An 18,521-nucleotide genomic window follows, 5' to 3' on the forward strand; every position below is an offset into this window, starting at 1 on the left:
GCATGAGCAGAATGTGAAGCCAATAGACGTCCATAGAACCCGCAGGCGGGATTTACCAGGGCAGCGGCTGACCGTTGAGATCCAGCAGCTGGCCCGATTGAGTCAACGATAACCCCTTGATGAGATTGAGCAGTTTCACAGCCACCTCGGCAGGATCCTGCAATTGCGCCACAGGCAACTCGCTCAGAAAGGGGGTATTCATCGGGGAGTCCATCAAGCCGGGCGCCACCGCCACCACCCCCGCTTGCGGGAAACGCTGCGCCCACTCGAGGGCCAGGGTTTTCACCCCCATGTCGAGGGCCGCCTTGCTCATCCGGTAGCTGTAACGTCCCCCCTCCTGATTGGCGGCGATGGAGCCCGCCAGATCGGAGATGGCGCAGAGCCACAGCGGATGGTCATTGCCCATCAACCGACTGAAACGGGCAGCCAGCGCCAGTGTTGGCCAGGCATTGGCCAGCAGGCTGTCGCACAGCCACTTGGGGTGCACCTCTTCGACCCGCCGCTCTGGCATAAAGCTGACATCGAGCAACAGGCCGATGGTGTTGATTACCACAGTGGGAAGCGGATCGGTGTCGTAGAGGGTAAACAGGGCGTCGAACGAGATGGCGTCCACCTCTTGCAGCGGGAAGAAAGCCCCCATCTCGATCCCTTTTGGATAGGTGCGACCGGCCAGAAGGAAGGACTCCCCCCTTGCCATCAGCTCTCTTGCCAGCGCCGAGCCCAGCGCACCACTTCCGAGGATCAAGTAGCTCATCGCCCATTCCATGGAGAGTTATCTTGCTTAGAGCGTATCAGAATAATCAACCGGCCGTGACACGACCAAAGGGTAATATGCCCCTCATCACACTTCCCCCAGATGGCGACCAAACTCCCGCGCCAGCGCCAAGTCGAGAAAACCGTCCGCTTTCTTGTGGGTGCGCAAAAACTGGTAATAGGCGAGCAGGGTGACCAGTGCCTCCTCATCGGGCAGCCCCACCCCGGGTTGCTTTTCGCCCAGCAGTAGGTGCGCCGCTGCCAGCGCCTCCCTGTCTACCACTTCCGCCTGACGGTAGAGATAACCGCAGCCGGTTGCCAGCCACTCCAGCGAGCAGTTGGCCCCCATGGCGATCTGGTTGGCCCGCGCCAGGCCAGGCTCGGCTCCCTTCAAATATTTGCGGATCAGTGCTTCACTGAGCCCCACCTTGCGGGCAAACGCGCTCACGCTCATCTCCCCGATCAGGCTCTGCAAGCGCTCGGCAAATCCTTCCATCCAACTCTCTCTCCTACTCTGCGATCAGAACCAAAGTTCGAATCATGCCACTGCCCATTATTGCTTTGCCAGCCACATGAGGCCAAGATGCCCGCAGTCATCTATGTTGCACATCGTTTTCGCATCGTGTTTTTCAAGGAGTCAACCATGTCTGTATCCCGTGTCGCCCTGCATCCGCAAGGCCCCACCTTCTCTCGCCTCATCATGGGTTACTGGCGCCTGATGGAGTGGCAGCTCTCTCCGGCCGCTCTGCTCGATCTGATGAAATATCATCTGGATCTGGGGGTCACCACCATCGATCACGCCGATATCTATGGTGGCTACCAGTGCGAAGAGGCCTTTGGTCACGCCCTACGCCTCGAGCCTTCCCTGCGCAGCCGGATGGAGATCGTCACCAAGTGCGGTATCGCCCTCACCGCCAAGCCGGAGCATGCTCTCAACCACTACAACACCGGCAAGGAGCATATCATCGCCAGCGCCGAGGCCTCGCTGCGCAAGCTCGGCACCGACCATCTGGACCTGCTGCTGATCCACCGCCCGGATCCCCTGATGAACGCAGATGAAGTGGCCGACGCCTTTATCACCCTGAAACAGGCGGGCAAGATCAAACACGCCGGGGTATCCAACTTCACCGCCCGTCAGTTCGAGCTACTGCAATCGCGCCTCCCCTTCCCGCTGATCACCAACCAGCTGGAGATCTCGCCGCTTCATCAGGAAGGGACCCTCGATGGTACCCTGGATCAGTGCCAGCAGCTTGGTATCAAGCCGATGGCCTGGTCATGTCTCGGCGGCGGCCGACTGTTCAGCGATGACGCCTATGCCCCGCTGCGTGCCGAACTGGAGCAGATCCGTCAGGAAGTGGGCGCCCAGACTATCGAGCAGGTGGTCTACGCCTGGGTAATGATGCTGCCAAGCCAGCCGCTGCCCTTGATTGGCTCCGGCAAACGGGAGCGGATTGCTGCCGCCGTGGCCACCGAATCTGTCGAGCTGAACCGCCAGCAGTGGTTCCGCATCCGCAAGGCGGCGCTCGGTTACGACGTCCCCTGATAACAGCAAAACGTCCAGAAACAAAAACGGCATGGGGGAAACCCATGCCGTTTTTTTATTGCCGAGGCACCTTAGCGGTGGCGCTGTTGCGGGCGACCACGGGGAGCATCTGTCTTCGGTTTGGCCTGGTTGACGGTGATGGTACGGCCACCGACTTCAGTGCCATGCAGACCAGCGATGGCCTTCTCGGCATCACCATTGACCGGCATTTCAATAAAACCAAACCCCTTTGACTGGCCGGTATCGCGGTCGATGATGATATCAACCTTGTCGACCTGTCCAAACTGGCTGAACAGGGTTTTCAGTTCGTCGGCCGTCATCCGGTACGACAGATTTCCTACGTAAATCTTCATGCCATCCACTCTCGATTCAAGGTGCCTTCTCTATGCAATTCCCAGCATAACGGTAAGGGCACAACCCCTATGCCGGACCTGCCATGGCTTCATGCCGTGGCCTTCTCCACACTGTCGTCAAGTGATTGATCTCTTGGGTTAACAGTGCAGACAAGATCAATTCGAGTCACTGGCAGTATCTGAGCTTTGCCGGGAATTGTCGAGAAAATAGTCGACTCAGGCCGATTGCAGATCTGACAACCGTTGCGCCAGCATCTGGCGACCGTGCCAGGCCCGTTTAAAGCCGAAGCGATAGACAGACGGGCTCACCAGATGCAGCTCCCCCGCCTTGAGATCCAGCAAGGCCATAGCCGCCGCCAGCTCCTCTTCACTCAGTTGCAGATCGAGGCTGAAGTCGAGCCACTGGCCGTCGTGACCCACTCGCCGCTCCCGTTCGAGCGCCACCAGCTGGCTGCGGGGCAGTGCCAGCGCCTCATCCTTGTTGCCATTGAGCAGATAGATATGCTGTTCATCCCACCCCAGTTCCGCCAGGCGCCAGGGCTGCCAGCTGCGGGGCAGCGACACCATGATCCCGGTGATGCCACCAAAGACCACGCCCACCCAGTTGAGCAGCGCCATGGCGCCCCAGCCATCCCACAAGGAGGCCACCACCACGCCCCAACTCACCAGCAACAACAGAAAAATGACGCAGCGATAGCGAACCGCTGGCGGCATCAACAGCTGCACCTGGGAACCGGTAAGCAAGGATGTAATACGCATGAAAAGCTCCTGTCATCACGAAATGGCGCCATTGTGAATAGCCATCAGGATGCTGACAAGGGGGTTTTCTTTGTCATCCCCCTATAAAATCAATACCATGGCGTAAATGATCCTCAGTGGAACCCGCTTCTTGACCAGCTCGCAACCCTGTGTGCGCTTTTGTGGCGTTGACAAATTCTATGGCGATTTTCAGGCTCTTCATCACATCGATCTCACCATTGAACGTGGAGAGAAGTGGGTCATCTGTGGCCCGTCAGGCTCGGGAAAATCGACCCTGATCCGCACCATCAACGGGCTGGAGGGGATCGACGACGGCCAGCTGTTCCTGTTTGGCGAGCCGGTGACCCCTTCCTACCTGCGCCGCCTGCAAGGTCGGGTTGGCATGGTGTTTCAGCAGTTCAACCTCTTCCCCCATATGACGGTGCTGGAAAACCTGATGGTGGCGCCGGTGCATACCCTGGGGTTGCGCCCTCAGGAGGCCAAAGCCCGGGCGCTCGGGCTGCTCGAGCGGGTGCGCATTCAGGCGCAGGCCGACAAGTACCCCCACCAGCTCTCCGGCGGCCAGCAGCAGCGGGTCGCCATCGCCCGCTCCCTCTGCATGCAACCCGAGCTGATGCTGTTTGACGAGCCCACCTCCGCCCTCGACCCCGAGATGATCCGCGAAGTGCTCGATGTGATCCGCGAGCTGGCTGACGAGGGGATGACCCTGATCTGCGTTACCCACGAGATGGGCTTTGCCCGTCAAGTGGCGGATCGGGTGCTCTTTATGGATGAGGGGAAAATCATCGAGTCGGCCCCGCCCGCCCAGCTGTTCAACGCCCCCCGGCACCCGCGAACCCAGGCCTTCCTCGAACAGGTGCTCAGCTATCATGGCTAGGCTCAATCGTCCCCGCCTGCTTGGCTGGTTGTCAGGCACTGTGATGCTCTCTGCGCTACTGGGCTGGGCGCTCTATAGCGGCGCTCGCCAGATGGGCTATGAGTGGCAGTGGCCGCGGGTGTTGCCCTTTCTCGGCGAGTGGGATGAGGGGACCTTTTATGCTGGCCCCCTGCTAAACGGCCTGCTGGTCACTTTGCAGGTGGCGCTGCTCAGCCTGTTGGGCACTCTGGCGGTCGGGGTGTGCGTTGTCAGCCTGCGGCTGCTCCCATCACGGCTCGGCCCCTGGCTCGCCATCGCCTATCTGGCGCTGGTGCGTACCACGCCCCAGCTGGTGCAGCTCTATATTCTCTATTTCTTGCTGGGCCCCATGCTGGGATTGGCCCCCCTTGCCTGCGCCGTGTTGAGCCTCTCCCTCTATCAGGGGGCCTTCACCGCCGAAGTGCTGCGTGCAGGTGTACAGGCCATTCCCAAAGGACAGTGGGAGGCAGCCCAGTCGCTTGGCTTGTCACGGGCCATCACCCTGCGCAAGGTGATCCTGCCCCAGCTGGTGCGCATCACCTTGCCGCCGCTGACCAACGAGCTGGTCTCCCTTATCAAACATTCGGCGCTGGTGAGTGTGATCGCCATCTTCGATCTGACCAACGAAGGGCGTACTCTGGTTGCCGATACGTTTCTGACCTTTGAGGTGTGGTTTACCGTGGCCGCCCTCTATTTGCTGTTAACCCTGACGCTGTCAGCCTGTTCGCGGGCGCTGGCCCGTCACCTGAATCCGGATCAACAAGGACGCTAACCATGAATCTGTCATTCAAGACCACCCTGTCGGGCGCTGCCCTGCTACTGACAAGCCTGCTCACTCCGGCACTGGCACAAACTGCCCCCTCCGACACCCAGGCACAGATCGAGCAGAGCGGTACCCTGCGGGTCGGCATGTCCACCTTCGCCCCCTGGGCGATGCGCGACAAGCAGGGGGCCCTGATCGGTTTCGAGATTGACGTAGCCCGTCGCCTCGCCACAGATAACGGCTGGCAGGTAGAGTTCGTGCCTACCGCCTGGGATGGGATCATCCCCTCCCTGTTGGCGAAAAAATATGACGTCATCATCGGCGGCCTCACCATCACCCCCGAGCGGGAGAAGAGCGTGCGCTTCACCCAGGCCTACTCCCATTCGGGGGTGCAGCTGGCCGCCTCCAGCACCATGGCCAAAGAGAAGAAAACCGTGGCGGACTTCAACCAGCGCGGGGTGATCCTGGCGGTACGTCGTGGCGCCTCGCCGGTACAGGTAGCCAAAGCGCACTTCCCCAAGGCCACCTTGCGCCAGTTTGATGACGAGTCACAGATATTTCAGGAGGTGCTGAACGGCCGCGCCCACGGCGCCCTCTCCTCTTCCCCGAAACCCGAGCAAGAGGCGCTGCGCCACCCGGATGCCCTCTTTATGCCGTTTGCCGAGCCGTTGGCACAAGGCGATGAAGGCTTTGCCCTGCGCAAGGGGGATGATGCCCTGGCTGAACAGTTCAACGAGTGGATCGCCGCCCGTCAGGCCGATGGCTGGCTCAAGGCGCGCCATGACTACTGGTTCAAGTCGCTGGCGTGGGAAGCGCAGGTCGCCAATCCCTGATGCTGATGGCCCTCAAACAGACCATCCGGCGCATCGTCCGGAAGCCATGTCGGAACATCAACTGGCTGGATGGGGCGATCGCCCTGATCCTGCTGCTGGCTGGCCTCTGGCTGGCCAGCCGCTTGCACATCGGGGTGGCCTATCAGTGGCGCTGGCATGAGGCCTTCGATCTGCTGTTCACCCCAGGCCCTCACGGCGAGTTGCCCTACTTTTTCAGCGGTCTGCTCACTACCTTGCGCATCGCCCTGCTCGGCATGGTGCTGGCGCTGCTGCTCGGCACTGCGCTGGGGGTAGCCGCCTTCAGCCGCCGACCCTGGCTGGTGATGCCCGCGACCCTGTTTATCCAGCTGATCCGCAATCTGCCGCCGCTGGTCTTTATCTTCATCTTCTACTTCTTTATCGCCAACCAGCTGCTGCCTGCAAGCGGCCTCTCCCGCTGGCTCGGCACCGTATCACTCTCCCCGTGGCAAGAGGCGCTGTTTGGCCCACCTGCCCGCTGGGAGAACCTCATCTCAGGCACCCTCTGCGTTGGCATGATCAGCGCAGCCTTCGTCGCCGAGATCGTCCGCGCCGGGCTGACCGCCATCCCCCGTGGCCAGTGGGAGGCGGCGCAGAGCCTCGGGCTCTCTCCCTGGGTGCGGCTGCGCCATGTGATCCTGCCGCAGGCCATGCTGCTGATGCTCCCCCCCCTCACCGGCCAGCTCATTGCGCTGGTGAAGGATACCGCCATCGTTTCCCTTATCTCGGTGCAGGAGCTCACCTTCGTCGGTACCGAGATGGCCAACTCCAGCGGACTGGTCTACGAGATCTGGCTGCTGGTAGCCGCAGCCTATTTATCTATATGTTTGAGTCTGTTCGTATTGCTGAGCCGACTCGAAGCAAGACAAGGAGCACGCTCATGCTGACGTCCCTGTTGCTGGCGACCGTATTGCAAGCGGAAGCCATCGGTGGTTATGCCGCCGGTTGCCTGAAAAACGGTGTATCCTTGCCCCTCGAAGGGCCGGGTTATCAGGTGATCCGCACCAAACGGCTGCGCTACTACGGCCACCCCGACCTCATCCACTATCTGCAAGCGCTGGCCAACCAGACCCGCATGGCCGGGCTGCCGGATCTCTATATCGCCGATCTGGCGATGGCCCGTGGCGGCCCCTTTACCTCCGGCCATCGCAGCCACCAGACTGGCCTTGATGCCGATATCTGGTTTCGCATGACCAACCGCCCCATCAGCAAATGGGAGCAGGATGCCCCCAAGGAGTGGGCACTGATCGACGAACCCAGCTACAAGATGTTACCGGGCCGCTTTGGCCCACAGCAGCTCACCCTGCTGCGGCTTGCGGCCAGCAAACCCGAGGTGGCCCGCATCTTCGTCAATCCGGTGATCAAATCCGCGGTCTGCCAACAGGCTGGTAACGAACCCTGGGTCGCCAAGCTGCGCCCCTGGGTGGGCCACTTCAGTCACTTCCACGTGCGGCTGCGCTGCCCGGTGGGCAGCCCAGATTGCGAGCCCCAGGCTCCCATTCCGCCCGGCAATGGCTGCGGGGAAGAGCTGGCATCCTGGCTAAAAGACAAGCCCCAGTTGCCCAAGGTCTCCGGCATCAACAAGCGACCTGAGCTACCTGCGCGTTGTGGCAACTGACCCCAAGCTGGTATGGTGGTGTACTCTTGGTCGTACACCATCCATGGCGCACTATCGACTCGAAATATCAAAGGAGAACAACAAGATGGCCACATCACTCTGGCGCAGAACCACGCAGAGCCTGTTGACCCTGACCCTGCTGCTCGGCCTGACCGGCTGCGGCATGAACAATATTCCGACCCTGGATGAGCAGGTCAAGGCGAGCTGGGGACAGGTGGAGAACCAGTATCAGCGCCGCGCCGACCTCATTCCCAATCTGGTCGCCACCGTCAAGGGCTACGCCAGCCATGAGCAGGAGACCCTCAAAGCGGTCACCGATGCCCGTGCCCGGGTCGGCAGCGTGCAGGTGAGCGATCCTGCCAAGCTCAAGGAGTTTGAAGCGGCGCAGAACCAGCTCTCCAGCGCCCTCTCCCGCCTGATGGTGGTGGTAGAACGCTACCCCGAGCTGAAAGCGGATCAGCAGTTCCTTGCCCTGCAGGCCCAGCTGGAAGGAACCGAGAACCGCATCTCGGTGGCTCGCCGCGACTATATCGAGGCGGTACGCCAGTTCAATACCGAGATCCGCACCTTCCCCGGCGTCATCTGGTCCAAGTTGCTCTACTCGGATCTGGAAGCCAAACCCAGTTTCAGTGCCAAACCCGGTGCCGATGAGGCGCCCAAGGTCAGCTTCCAATGAAGATGATGCTGCGCTGGTTTCTTCCCTGTCTGCTGCTCTGGGCCAGTGCCCTGCAAGCGGCGCCGGACTTCCCGACGCTGAGCGGACGGGTGGTGGATGAAGCCAGTCTGATGTCCCGCAAACAGGCCCATCAACTGACCCAGCAGCTGGCCGCCTTTGAAAAACGCAGCGGCATCCAGCTGGTGGTGGTCTCTGTCGACAGCCTCGATGGGGAGACTATCGAGGAGTACGGCTACCAGCTCGGTCGCCACTGGGGGATCGGCCAGAAAGGCAAAAACAATGGCGTGCTGTTGCTGATCGCCCAGGATGAGCGCAAGGTGCGGATCGAGGTAGGCTATGGATTGGAAGGCGCCCTGCCCGACGCCATCGCAGCCAACATCATCCATGGTCGTATCCTGCCCGCCTTCAAGCGCGGCGATATGGTGGCCGGGATCATGGCGGGCAGCCAGAGCATCATGAAGGCACTCGCCGGAGAATATCAGCCGGTCGAGCAGCCAAAGAGTGACAACGGTGGCGGCCCCTGGCTGTTTATTCTGGTGGTGATTGCGATGATCGTACTCCACNGGGCCGGGAGGACGACGTCGGTCGGCCTACATGGCCGGTGGATTGGGTGCCGGCTCCTTTGGTGGTCGCTCCGGCGGCGGATTCAGCGGTGGCGGCGGCAGTTTTGGCGGCGGCGGAGCCTCCGGTGGCTGGTAACAGGAGTAAAGAGACAAATCATGATTTCTAAACAGTTCTTCCACACGCTTCAGGCCAAGGTGCGCGAAGCGGAGCTAGAGACTGATGCTGAACTGGTCACCGTGCTGGCCCCGGCCAGCGATGGCTATCGCTACATTCCCACCCTCTGGGCGGCGCTGCTGGCGATGCTCACCCCGCTGCTGGTGTTCCAGCTCGGCTTCTGGCTCGGCTGGTACGAAATCCTGCTGGTGCAGTGGTCGGTCTGGCTGCTGCTGAGCCTGCTGTTCCACTGGACCCCCATCAAGATGCGGCTCATCCCGAAGAAGGTTCGCCAGCACCGGGCTGCCCTGATGGCCCGCCTGCAATTTGTCGAGCAGGGGCTGCACCGCACCCGCGACCGGCTCGGGGTGCTGATCTTCGTCTCGGCCGCCGAGCACTATGTAGAAATACTGGTGGATGACGGCATCGCCCAGCATATCGACAACGGCCAGTGGCAGGAGATCATCGACGACTTCGTGGCGCGAGTGCGCAACAAGGAGATCGAACAGGGTTTTCTGGAGTGCGTGGAGCGCGTTAGCGCCATTCTGACCGACGCCTTCCCGGCCACCCGGGATCAAAACGAGCTGCCGGACAGTCTGATCATCCTCGACAAGCCCTGATCCGGTTTAAAAAACCGGCATTCTGCACAAGGGTTAGGCATTCGGAAAAGATTATGAAAAATAAGGGGAAAAGAGGTTGACCCACACAGTCCTTTCCCCTAAATTACGCCCCGTTCCAGCGCAACAGCGCAGCGAACGAAAATTTGGTGAGGTGTCCGAGTGGCTGAAGGAGCACGCCTGGAAAGTGTGTATACGGCAACGTATCGAGGGTTCGAATCCCTCCCTCACCGCCAAATTTAAAAAAACCGACCTCAGGGTCGGTTTTTTGCTTTCCGGCAAACGCAAACACCTATGCCGACAAGTGAGCCAGAGCCACGCAGCGGCGGGTCATCCACGCACTCATCCCCCGGTTTGCAAAGCCCTGATGGAACATCACTGCTTTTCGTATTGCCAGCTCCCGCCCCCTACCTTGCTTTTGTGATTGCCCCACCCGACAAGCGATCCTTCCTGTGACAACAGGAGCAACAAGATGATTGCAATGCCATCTTATGACCGCAACACGCCTTCTTTTATGGACGTTACCCAGCGCCCATTAATTGCTCAGCGATTGGATTTCATTTTGAAAAACTGATACTTAAGTAGCTACACTAGCCATTATCAACATGCAGGGACGTGTAAAAAATGAGCTTGATTGGCTTGGTACTGGCGTTGATCGCCATCCTTGGCGGCAACATGATCGAGGGGGGGCACCCCAGTGCACTGCTCGATCTGCCCGCATTCCTCATTGTGATCGGTGGCACCATAGGTGCTGCGCTGACCCAGTTCCCTTTCTCCGTCGTCGGCAGCACCATGAAGCGTTTCAAATGGCTGCTCTCCCCCCTCAAGCTCGACATGCATGAACAGGCCCAGTTGCTGGAGACTCTGGCAGGCAACGCCCGCCGCAGCGGCATGCTGGCGCTGGAAGGGATGATCGACGAGATCAAGGATCCTTTCCTGAAGAAAGGAGTGCAGATGATGGTTGATGGTTACGAGAAAACCAAGATACACGAGGTGCTGGAGAACGAGATCGAGTTCGAGCAGGAAGATCTCGAACAGACGGTCAAATTCTACGAAGCCATGGGCGGCTACTGCCCGACCATGGGGATCGTCGGGGCGGTGTTTGGCCTGATCCACGCCATGGGTCTGCTGGATGCCCCCGACAAGCTGGGCGGTGCCATCGCGGTGGCCTTTATCGCCACCATCTACGGGGTATCCGCCGCCAACCTGATCTTCTTGCCGTTCGGCAACCGCTACAAGGGGTTTGCCCACCAGATCCGCCACTACAAGGAGATGACCCTGACCGGCATTCTCTGCATCGTGGATGGCGAATCCCAAGCGCGCCTGCAAGTTACCCTCGAACCTTATCTGGGAGGTCACGGTGGCCAAAAAGAAAAAGGCTGAAGCACCGGAGAACCATGAACGCTGGCTGGTCTCCTATGCCGACTTCATGACCCTGCTGTTCGCCCTGTTTGTGGTGCTCTACTCCTTTGCCATGGCCAAGCAGTCCGAAACCCGAGTGCTTATCCAGGGCTTTATCGAGTCGCTGGGTAAAATCGGCCTCATCTCCCCGCCTGCCGGCTCACCCTTGATGCAGGGGGGAACAGGGATTCTCGAGCCGGAATCGAAGACCACGCCGAGCAGCCCGAAAGAAGAGACTGTACTGGAAAAAGATGCCCCCATGGCGGCATCGGACCCCTTCAACGAGACCATAGGTGCCTCGGAAAAACCGAGCGCCACCGAAGCCTGGCCCCACAAGACCAAGGAGCAGGAGTGGGTGCAGGTGACCAAGCAGAAGCTTGAGCAGCAACTCAAGGCCCAGATTGAATCGAAGGATCTCGAGGTCGAGCAACTCGGCAGTCAACTGGTGATCCGCATCGGCGAGAAGGCGCTATTCCCCTCCGATTCGGCGTTCCTGCAGCCCCAGTTCATCCCGCTGGTCAACAAGATCGCAGGCATTCTGGCCAATATCCCGGGGCAGGTAGTGGTCACCGGTCATACCGACAACTCCCAGGCGCCGGTGGAGCTTTATCGCAATAACTGGGAGCTCTCGGTGCTGCGGGCCTCTTCCATCGTGCAGACCATGCTGACCAACCCCCAGCTGGATGCCAGACGAGTCATCGCTCAGGGGGTTGCCGACACTCAACCCCGCTTTGCCAATGACACCCCTGAACATCGCCAGGCGAATCGCCGGGTCGATATCACCCTCTCCCAAGGCAAGGCAGCAGAAGAGTCGCTGCAACTGCTCAAGCCCTGATCCCCCCGCTCCTGCCTCGCGTGGGAGCCTCTTTTTAAAAACAAATAGCTCAATAATATCAACATCATAAGATCTTAATGATAATGATTGCCATTTATTGTCAAGTGGTCAGGCCTCTGCAATAATGCCGCCCCTCAGGCTTAAATAAAAACAATTATCATTATGAACAAACTGCTTCAGGCATGGCCGGCACTCCTGTGTGCCTCCGCTGGCGCGGCCGATCTTCCCCCTGTGGAGAAGGCTCGCAGCGACGACACCATCATTGTCACCGGGCAACGGGTACAACAGAAACTCTCCGATGTCTCCGGCTCCATCACCGTCATCACCCAGGAAGAGCTGGACCGTCAGGTCGCCAGCGAGCTGACTCATGTGTTTCGCAAGATCCCCGGTGTCTCGGTCACCGGATCTGCCGGGCGACCGCAAAACATCAGCGTGCGCGGCATCGGTGGCAACCGTATCCTGCTGATCAAGGATGGGGTACGCGTCAGTGACGGCTTTGGCGCCGACAACATCAATGACAAGGTGGGTCGCTTCAACTTCGACCTTGATGACATCAAGCAGATTGAGGTGGCCAAGGGGGCCGGCTCCTCCCTGCATGGCTCCGATGCCATCGGCGGCACCGTGGTGATGAATACCAAGCAGCCGGAAGATTATCTGCAACAGCAAGATAGCTATCTGGCGGCCAAAACCCTCTACGGTGGCGACAGCAACAAGAAGAAGCTCAGCATGACCGGCGCGGTACGGGCACTGGAGAGCGAACATCTGTTGCGCCTCTCCGGCTGGCGTGGCAACGAAACCGCCAACTTTGAAGAGAACCGCATTCCGGCTGATTTGGATGGCATGAGTGCCTCCACCAGCAGCCGCCTCCCCCTCAATGCCCATCACGCTCTGCGGCTGGAGCTGGACTACTACGAGGATCACGCCAAACGCCAGATGGGCCCAAAGGCGGTGCCCCAACCCGATGGCAGCTGGGACGTGATCGGTTTTCAGGAAGATGGCGATCAGCGCACCCAGGGCGGCAAGTTCAGCTGGGAAGCCAGCGATCTGGGCATGGTCGATACCCTCAACTGGAGCCTGTTTGGCAACCAGTCACGCAACGAAGCCAACCAGCGCCAGCTGCTGCGCAACGATGCCCTGAGCGGCTATCCCAGATATCGCAGCCAGCGCACCCTCTCCACGTTCGAGGAGCTGCGCCTTGGCAGTGAGCTGGAGCTGCAGAACAAGCTGAGCACCGGCTCGCTGGATCACACCTTCAGCTACGGTGTGGAAGTGGAGCAGGCCAACCACGAGCGACCGGTCAGCAATCTGACCCTGGAAGATGGCATCACCACCCAGGGACAGAAAGCCCCCTTCAGCAAGGCCGAGACCCGCCGCGATGGCATTTGGCTGAGCGATGTGATCGATCTGGGCAACTGGCAGTTTACCCCGACCCTGCGCTTTGACCGCCAGCGCCTGCGCGCACCGGACAGCAATCTGGCCGAGAACCACAGCGACCACATTTCCCCCAGTGTGGCGGCCAGTTACCGCTTCAACGAAACATGGCGCAGCTGGCTCAGCTATGCCAACGGCTTCCGCGCCCCCGCTTACGATCAGGTTTACGGCAACATTCCTCACTACTTTGCCATGCCGCCGTTCGAGATCATTGCCAACCCCAACCTCAAGGAGGAGACCAGCCACAGTCTGGAGTGGGGAGTGAATGGCCAAAGCGACAACTGGAGCGTCAAACCGGCCGTTTTCTACAACCGCTACTACAACTTCATCGACTGGCGCCAGACCGGTTTTCGCCTCGATGACGGTGTCTTCCTGCGCCAATATCGCAACGTTGCCAAAGCAGAAACCTGGGGCGCCGAGCTGGCCGCCAGCCTCTGGCTGAGCGATGAGTGGGAGCTTTCGACCAATCTGGCCTGGATGGATGGCAAGGATCACCGCGGCGAGCCGCTGCGCACCCAGACACCGCTGGAAGGCAACACCACCCTGCGCTGGCAACAGCTCGACTGGGGGGTTGAGCTCAGTGGCAACTATGCCGCCGCCATGACCAAGGTGCCCCAGTGCGCCAATGCGCAGACTGGCTACAACGGTGCCTGCCAGAGCAGCGCAGGCTGGTTCAGTCTGGATCTCACCGGCGACTGGCAGATCACCGAGGAGCTCAAGGTCAATGCCACCATCGGCAACCTGCTCGATACCCGCTACGTCCGCTATCAGGATGTGGCCGGACTTCCGGCTGGCAGCGATACCTCCCTCTACAGCCAGAGCGGCCGCTACCTGTCAGCCAGCCTCAGCTACCGTTTCGTGGGGATGTGATGAAACATCATGCAATCATGGCGGCCCTGTTGGCCGCCCCGTTGGCGTGGGCGCAAGAGGCCCTGCCACCGCCGATCCCGTCCCAATCGCACCTGATTTCAGGCAATCCCGTACGCCAGGATCCCTACTTCTGGTTGCGGGACGAGAGCCGCAGCAACCCGGCCATACTCGCCCTGCTCAAACAGCAAAATCACTGGAGCGAGCAGCAACTAGCCGCGCAGCAGCCGCTGGAAGCAACCTTGCGCGCCGAATTTGCCCGCCATCCGGCGGGGGAATCTGTGCCAGAGAACTGGCTTGGCCGCGGCGATCAGGCATGGCAGCTGCGCCCGGATGGCTCACTCTGGCAACGCCACGGGGGCAAGGTGCAGCAGCGGCTTCCCGCCAGAGCGGGTGAGGGCTATTACGAAGCGGGCGGCTGGGCCCTGAGCCCGGATAACCGCACGCTGGCCATCGCCGAAGACAGGCGCGGCGATCTCGACTATCAGGTCACCCTGCTCGATCTCCAAAGCGGCAAGGCGCTGGCCAGTTTGGCACAGCGCAGCGCTGATCTCGCCTGGTCACAAGATGGTCGCACCCTCTACACCATCGCCAACGAGCGCTACACCCTACGCCCCTGGCAGCTGCGCAGCTGGCAGGATGGCCAGGAGCAGACTCTCTATGAGGAGCAGGATCCCGCCTGGCTGCTCAGCCTCTATCGCACCACGGATGGCCAGCATCTGGTGTTGCAGGGCAACAACCACGACAGCTCGGAGCAGTACCTGCTCGACTCGGGCAAGCCGCAGCAGGTCAAACCCCGCCAGCGCGGGGTGGAATACTATCTGGACAGTCAATCCGGCTGGGTGATCAAGAGCAACCGAGAGGGGGTGTTTGCCCTCTACTCAGCCAGCACGCCGCTCGGTGAGTGGCAGCGCCTGTGGCCCGCCAAAGGGGAGGATCTCGGCGATCCCGAGAAGTGGCGACTGTTTGATCGCCATCTGGTGGTGCAGTTTCGCCAGCAGGGGGAGGATTGGCTCGCCCTGCTCGATCGCAACGGCCATGAACGCCAGCGCCTGCCGCTGGCCAGTGGCGCCGGTACCGGCTGGCTGCAAGGAGAACATGACCCGGCCAGCGACCGCATTCTGGTGCGCAGTCAGGGCTTGAGTCAGCCCCCCGGCCAGCGCTGGCTGGATTTGACCAGCGGCCAGTGGATCAACGACCAGCACACCGCAGGCAATAAAGTATTGCCCTATCAGAGCGAGCGGCGCTGGATCACCTCTGCCGATGGCACTCGGGTGCCTGTCTCGCTGGTGTGGCGCAAGGATATGGCCCCTCGCGCCGTACTGCTCTACGGCTATGGCGCCTATGGCACGCCGATGCGCCCCTACTACCAGAAAGAGCTGTTAAGCCTGCTGGATCGGGGCTTTGTCTACGCCATCGCCCATGTGCGCGGCGGCGGCATGCTGGGGGAGCAGTGGACCCGCGACGGACGGGGCATCCACAAGCAGAACGGCATCAGCGACTTTATCGCCGCAGGTAGCGTCCTGCGCCACTGGTCGCCCGACTCTGCTCCCCTGCCCCTGTTTGCCATGGGGGGCAGCGCGGGGGGCACGCTGGTTGCTGCGGCCCTCAACCAGCAACCGACACTCTTTAGCGGTGCCGTGTTGCAGGTTCCCTTCGTCGATATGCTCGGCACCATGAGCGATCCTGCCCTCCCCTTGACCCGTCAGGAGTATCAGGAGTGGGGCAACCCGGCCAAGCCCGCAGAGTATCAGGCGATGCGCCGCATCAGCCCCTACGACAACCTGCACCGCGCCCCCTACCCGCCCCTGCTGGTCACTACCGCCCTGCACGACAGCCAGGTGCCCTACTGGGAGCCGGTCAAGTGGCTGGCCCGCCTGCGGGAGCACAGCACGGGCTCCGGCCCCTACCTGCTGCTGACCGAACTGGAGGGTGGCCACCGCGCCGGTGGTGGCGATCGGGCTCGTGAATTTGCCTTCTTGTTGCATCTGGCGGGGATCAATCAATGACCCTGCCGCTGATTGGGAGTACCACTATGAAACCCCTGTTGCCCGCCCTCTTGCTGGGGCTGGCTGGCTTTTCCACTCAGGCCGCCGAACTGCGTTTTGTCGAACAGGACGCCCCGGCCGATACCCGCCTCTGGCTCGAACAGCAGCTCGGCGTCACCCTGAGTGATGCCCCGGCCTACCAGCGCCAAGGCAAGCTGGGCCACTATCTTCACTATCGCCAGCAGCTCAATGGCGCACCGATCGCCGGCCTGATGGCCGCAGTCAGTCTCGATGAGCAGGGTCGCCCGTGGCGCCTTTATCACAATACCCGGCTGATGCAGGCACAGGCGGCTCCATGTGATGAAGCAAGCCGCGCCGGGGTGGATGCCTATACCGCCACGCTGGATAGTACGGTGTGGCAATTCGCTGGCAGTGACGAAGCCCAGCCCTGGTACTGGCAGGATGGCGACACCCTGACTGCGGCCTGGCGTCTGCTGGCGGTGGAAAGCCAGCCGGGCAACAGCAAGAGCAGCCACTGGCAACTGTTTGTCACCTGCGATGGCAGCGCCCTGCTGGGGCGCACGCTGCAAGAGGCCAACACCCGTGCCGAAGCAGTCCCGCTGGCAGGGGAAGCGGCCACGGTGCAGGCCCGCATCTTTGCCCTCGACCCACGCACTCAGCTGCAAGATGGCAATTTGCTGTGGCGCCACGATCTGGTGCTGGACAAGCGGGCCTATCGCACCGTCCCGCTCACGGTACAAAAGGTGGATGACACCTACCAGCTGAGTGGCCCACGCGCCCGGGTCGTGGATGGCACGGAGCCGGAAACTGCCCCCTTTAGCAGCCCTGATGCCGATGGCTTCCAGCTGGATCACCAGCAGCCCGCCTTCCTCGATATCAATGGCTACTACCATCTGGATCTGGCCCAGCGCCATGTGGAATCCCTTGGCTATCCGACGCTGATGGGCGGCCCCCTGGCCATCGATACCGATGCCGGGGAGCAGGACAACTCCCTCTATGACCCCTTCCTGCGCCGGTTGGAAATTGGCCGGATAGGGGTGCCCGACGCGGAAGATCCCATGGTGATCTGGCACGAATTTGGCCATGCGGTGCAGCACCATATCCTGCCCGACATGGGAGAAGAGGGGGACTGGGGCGCCATCGGCGAGGGCTTTAGCGACTATCTGGCCGCCAGCTGGCGCCAGCGCAGTCCCGAAGCCCGCCAGTTCGAGCCTTTCATGGTCTTCAACTGGGATGCCAGGATCAGCGGCCGGACGCCCCGTCAGCTCGATGATCTGCGGGCGCGCTATCATCCGGGCTTCCTCTATCCGGCTCACCTCACCATCAACGGTAGCAACGGCGACCAGCTGTGGGGCACTCCGCTCTTCACCGCGCTGCGCCAGGCCGTTGAACAGTATGGCGAGGTAGCCCGTGACGAGTTCGATACCCTGCTGATTGAATCCCACTTCGGCCTCGGCCCGCAGGTGCGGATGCCCCAGCTGGCGCGCGTCACCGTGGATACCGCCAACCGCCTCTATCCGGACCGCAGCTATGGCAAGCTGCTGGAGCAGGCCTTCCGCCACCACGCCCTGCTGCCCACGCCCATCGCGGCCCGCCTTGCCGATGACAGCTACCTGTTGCCCGGGGAGAAAAAGAGCCTCGCCATCGAATTGACCAACCAGAGCGGCCGCCCCCTGACCGTGGCTGACGCCAGCCTGCTCCCGAGCAAGGGGCTCATGGGTGACGGTCACTGGCAGGGAGAGCTCAACGCCGATGGCACCGCCCGCTGGACCCTGCCGCTGGAAGCAGCGAGCAACCTGACCTGTGGCGAGGCAGTCACCTTGCCGCTGCAGTTCCAGCTCACCCTGCCCAGCCCCACCGAGCGCCAAACCCGCCTTGACCTGCAACTGCCGATCGGTGAACCGCTCTGGCAACGGGCCATCGGCCAGGGTGGCCAGATCAAGGATGCGGTGAGCGATGAGCGGCACGGCCTGTCCCGCTTCACTCTCACCCTGCCCGAGAGCAAGGCCCGCATCGACAGCGGATTCGTGGTCGCCCTCGATCTGGAGCACAGCAAGCTGGAGCAGCTGGAGATCTGGCTCACCTCCCCTTACGGCACCCGGATCAGCCTGTGGAACAAGGGCTACGCCAGCCATACCCGGCTCAAGGGGGAGTTTCCCCGTGAACTGGTACCGTTCGAATCACTGGACAAGCTGCACGGCGAACCGCTCGCTGGCCGCTGGCTGCTGGAGATCAACGACACCAGCGCCGGTGACACCGGTCAGTTGCGCAACTGGCGGGTAGCCCAGCAAGTCGGCGCCCGCTGCGACAAGGATGAAGCCCTGCCCAACACCGGCATCATTCCCCTTGAGCAGGATGAAGGGGGTGGCGGCACGACTTCCCCCCTGCTGCTGTTGCTGGCCCTCTGGCCCCGCCTCTGGCGCCGGAGCACCC

General features: G+C 61.3%; 17 protein-coding genes, 1 tRNA gene and 1 pseudogene. 15 read left to right on the forward strand and 4 right to left on the reverse strand.

The genetic code is table 11. The features are described 5' to 3' along the window. Positions 1 to 52: 52 nt before the first annotated feature. Together AB5Y82_RS10295 and AB5Y82_RS10300 are read right to left on the reverse strand one after the other, a co-directional pair. Positions 53 to 754, reverse strand: a complete 702-nt coding sequence (locus tag AB5Y82_RS10295; protein ID WP_111901337.1) for a short-chain dehydrogenase — start codon at positions 752 to 754, stop codon at positions 53 to 55. 87 nt (positions 755 to 841) lie between these two features. Then, positions 842 to 1,249 carry a helix-turn-helix domain-containing protein gene (locus AB5Y82_RS10300; protein ID WP_368173931.1) on the reverse strand — a complete coding sequence of 136 codons (408 nt, stop codon included), beginning with the start codon at positions 1,247 to 1,249 and terminating at the stop codon, positions 842 to 844. 147 nt (positions 1,250 to 1,396) lie between these two features. On the opposite strand from AB5Y82_RS10300, the gene AB5Y82_RS10305 reads away from it, so the two are divergent. Next, a complete protein-coding gene (locus AB5Y82_RS10305) occupies positions 1,397 to 2,296 on the forward strand; it encodes an aldo/keto reductase family oxidoreductase (protein WP_111901353.1) in 900 nt (299 codons plus the stop codon). Positions 2,297 to 2,367: 71 nt separating this feature from the next. Here the strand turns inward: AB5Y82_RS10305 and AB5Y82_RS10310 are convergent, their stop codons facing one another. Continuing rightward, complete coding sequence (locus AB5Y82_RS10310) at positions 2,368 to 2,649, reverse strand: RNA-binding protein (RefSeq protein ID WP_005337180.1); 282 nt, start codon at positions 2,647 to 2,649, stop codon at positions 2,368 to 2,370. 216 nt (positions 2,650 to 2,865) lie between these two features. Continuing rightward, entirely contained in the window at positions 2,866 to 3,408 is a 543-nt protein-coding gene (locus AB5Y82_RS10315) for a hypothetical protein (protein ID WP_159143890.1), read from the reverse strand. Positions 3,409 to 3,514: 106 nt separating this feature from the next. Here AB5Y82_RS10315 and AB5Y82_RS10320 point away from each other — a divergent pair, with 106 nt between their 5' ends. The 14 genes and pseudogenes from AB5Y82_RS10320 to AB5Y82_RS10385 form a co-directional block, all read left to right on the forward strand. Beyond that, positions 3,515 to 4,285, forward strand: a complete 771-nt coding sequence (locus AB5Y82_RS10320) for an amino acid ABC transporter ATP-binding protein (protein WP_111901335.1) — start codon at positions 3,515 to 3,517, stop codon at positions 4,283 to 4,285. Beyond that, complete coding sequence (locus tag AB5Y82_RS10325; RefSeq protein WP_101529943.1) at positions 4,278 to 5,075, forward strand: amino acid ABC transporter permease; 798 nt, start codon at positions 4,278 to 4,280, stop codon at positions 5,073 to 5,075. Before AB5Y82_RS10320 ends, AB5Y82_RS10325 begins: the two co-directional genes overlap by 8 nt. A gap of 2 nt (positions 5,076 to 5,077) precedes the next feature. After that, positions 5,078 to 5,899 carry a transporter substrate-binding domain-containing protein gene (locus tag AB5Y82_RS10330; RefSeq protein WP_005337190.1) on the forward strand — a complete coding sequence of 274 codons (822 nt, stop codon included), beginning with the start codon at positions 5,078 to 5,080 and terminating at the stop codon, positions 5,897 to 5,899. Continuing rightward, positions 5,899 to 6,804: an amino acid ABC transporter permease gene (locus AB5Y82_RS10335; protein WP_159144589.1), complete on the forward strand. Its 906-nt coding sequence runs from the start codon at positions 5,899 to 5,901 to the stop codon at positions 6,802 to 6,804. The genes AB5Y82_RS10330 and AB5Y82_RS10335 overlap by 1 nt, the downstream gene beginning before the upstream one ends. Continuing rightward, positions 6,798 to 7,535, forward strand: a complete 738-nt coding sequence (mepA, locus tag AB5Y82_RS10340; protein ID WP_111901333.1) for a penicillin-insensitive murein endopeptidase — start codon at positions 6,798 to 6,800, stop codon at positions 7,533 to 7,535. The genes AB5Y82_RS10335 and mepA overlap by 7 nt, the downstream gene beginning before the upstream one ends. Before the next feature lie 85 nt (positions 7,536 to 7,620). Then, positions 7,621 to 8,211 carry a LemA family protein gene (locus AB5Y82_RS10345; protein WP_021231419.1) on the forward strand — a complete coding sequence of 197 codons (591 nt, stop codon included), beginning with the start codon at positions 7,621 to 7,623 and terminating at the stop codon, positions 8,209 to 8,211. Further along, positions 8,208 to 8,910: pseudogene (locus AB5Y82_RS10350) on the forward strand (YgcG family protein). The gene AB5Y82_RS10345 and the pseudogene AB5Y82_RS10350 overlap by 4 nt, the downstream one beginning before the upstream one ends. Before the next feature lie 20 nt (positions 8,911 to 8,930). Continuing rightward, complete coding sequence (locus tag AB5Y82_RS10355) at positions 8,931 to 9,548, forward strand: TPM domain-containing protein (protein ID WP_005337196.1); 618 nt, start codon at positions 8,931 to 8,933, stop codon at positions 9,546 to 9,548. A 145-nt stretch (positions 9,549 to 9,693) separates the two neighbouring features. Further along, positions 9,694 to 9,781 (forward strand) — tRNA-Ser (locus AB5Y82_RS10360). A gap of 388 nt (positions 9,782 to 10,169) precedes the next feature. Continuing rightward, the gene (locus AB5Y82_RS10365; RefSeq protein ID WP_042056089.1) at positions 10,170 to 10,928 is read left to right on the forward strand and encodes a flagellar motor protein; all 759 of its coding nucleotides are present in this window, start codon (positions 10,170 to 10,172) and stop codon (positions 10,926 to 10,928) included. Beyond that, positions 10,906 to 11,781: a flagellar motor protein MotB gene (locus tag AB5Y82_RS10370; protein WP_106844513.1), complete on the forward strand. Its 876-nt coding sequence runs from the start codon at positions 10,906 to 10,908 to the stop codon at positions 11,779 to 11,781. Before AB5Y82_RS10365 ends, AB5Y82_RS10370 begins: the two co-directional genes overlap by 23 nt. Positions 11,782 to 11,943: 162 nt before the next feature. Further along, positions 11,944 to 14,082 carry a TonB-dependent hemoglobin/transferrin/lactoferrin family receptor gene (locus tag AB5Y82_RS10375; RefSeq protein WP_159143892.1) on the forward strand — a complete coding sequence of 713 codons (2,139 nt, stop codon included), beginning with the start codon at positions 11,944 to 11,946 and terminating at the stop codon, positions 14,080 to 14,082. After that, positions 14,082 to 16,088 carry a prolyl oligopeptidase family serine peptidase gene (locus AB5Y82_RS10380; protein WP_111899622.1) on the forward strand — a complete coding sequence of 669 codons (2,007 nt, stop codon included), beginning with the start codon at positions 14,082 to 14,084 and terminating at the stop codon, positions 16,086 to 16,088. Before AB5Y82_RS10375 ends, AB5Y82_RS10380 begins: the two co-directional genes overlap by 1 nt. Next, positions 16,085 to 18,521: proprotein convertase P-domain-containing protein (locus AB5Y82_RS10385; RefSeq protein WP_368173932.1), on the forward strand; the 2,437-nt coding region annotated here is incomplete at its 3' end. The genes AB5Y82_RS10380 and AB5Y82_RS10385, both read left to right, overlap by 4 nt.

Origin of the sequence: Aeromonas sp. s13 (assembly GCF_040907905.1) — a bacterium.
Taxonomy (GTDB): domain Bacteria; phylum Pseudomonadota; class Gammaproteobacteria; order Enterobacterales; family Aeromonadaceae; genus Aeromonas; species Aeromonas veronii.

Excerpts from the sequence above, each read along its gene's own strand:
- AB5Y82_RS10335 (WP_159144589.1), top strand. The coding sequence starts at position 5,899 with ATGCTGATGGCCCTCAAACAGACCATCCGGCGCATCGTCCGGAAGCCA.
- AB5Y82_RS10330 (WP_005337190.1), top strand. The coding sequence starts at position 5,078 with ATGAATCTGTCATTCAAGACCACCCTGTCGGGCGCTGCCCTGCTACTG.
- AB5Y82_RS10295 (WP_111901337.1), bottom strand. The coding sequence starts at position 754 with ATGAGCTACTTGATCCTCGGAAGTGGTGCGCTGGGCTCGGCGCTGGCA.
- AB5Y82_RS10325 (WP_101529943.1), top strand. The coding sequence starts at position 4,278 with ATGGCTAGGCTCAATCGTCCCCGCCTGCTTGGCTGGTTGTCAGGCACT.
- AB5Y82_RS10320 (WP_111901335.1), top strand. The coding sequence starts at position 3,515 with ATGATCCTCAGTGGAACCCGCTTCTTGACCAGCTCGCAACCCTGTGTG.
- AB5Y82_RS10380 (WP_111899622.1), top strand. The coding sequence starts at position 14,082 with ATGAAACATCATGCAATCATGGCGGCCCTGTTGGCCGCCCCGTTGGCG.
- mepA (WP_111901333.1), top strand. The coding sequence starts at position 6,798 with ATGCTGACGTCCCTGTTGCTGGCGACCGTATTGCAAGCGGAAGCCATC.
- AB5Y82_RS10345 (WP_021231419.1), top strand. The coding sequence starts at position 7,621 with ATGGCCACATCACTCTGGCGCAGAACCACGCAGAGCCTGTTGACCCTG.
- AB5Y82_RS10365 (WP_042056089.1), top strand. The coding sequence starts at position 10,170 with ATGAGCTTGATTGGCTTGGTACTGGCGTTGATCGCCATCCTTGGCGGC.
- AB5Y82_RS10300 (WP_368173931.1), bottom strand. The coding sequence starts at position 1,249 with ATGGAAGGATTTGCCGAGCGCTTGCAGAGCCTGATCGGGGAGATGAGC.
- AB5Y82_RS10310 (WP_005337180.1), bottom strand. The coding sequence starts at position 2,649 with ATGAAGATTTACGTAGGAAATCTGTCGTACCGGATGACGGCCGACGAA.
- AB5Y82_RS10355 (WP_005337196.1), top strand. The coding sequence starts at position 8,931 with ATGATTTCTAAACAGTTCTTCCACACGCTTCAGGCCAAGGTGCGCGAA.
- AB5Y82_RS10305 (WP_111901353.1), top strand. The coding sequence starts at position 1,397 with ATGTCTGTATCCCGTGTCGCCCTGCATCCGCAAGGCCCCACCTTCTCT.
- AB5Y82_RS10375 (WP_159143892.1), top strand. The coding sequence starts at position 11,944 with ATGAACAAACTGCTTCAGGCATGGCCGGCACTCCTGTGTGCCTCCGCT.
- AB5Y82_RS10315 (WP_159143890.1), bottom strand. The coding sequence starts at position 3,408 with ATGCGTATTACATCCTTGCTTACCGGTTCCCAGGTGCAGCTGTTGATG.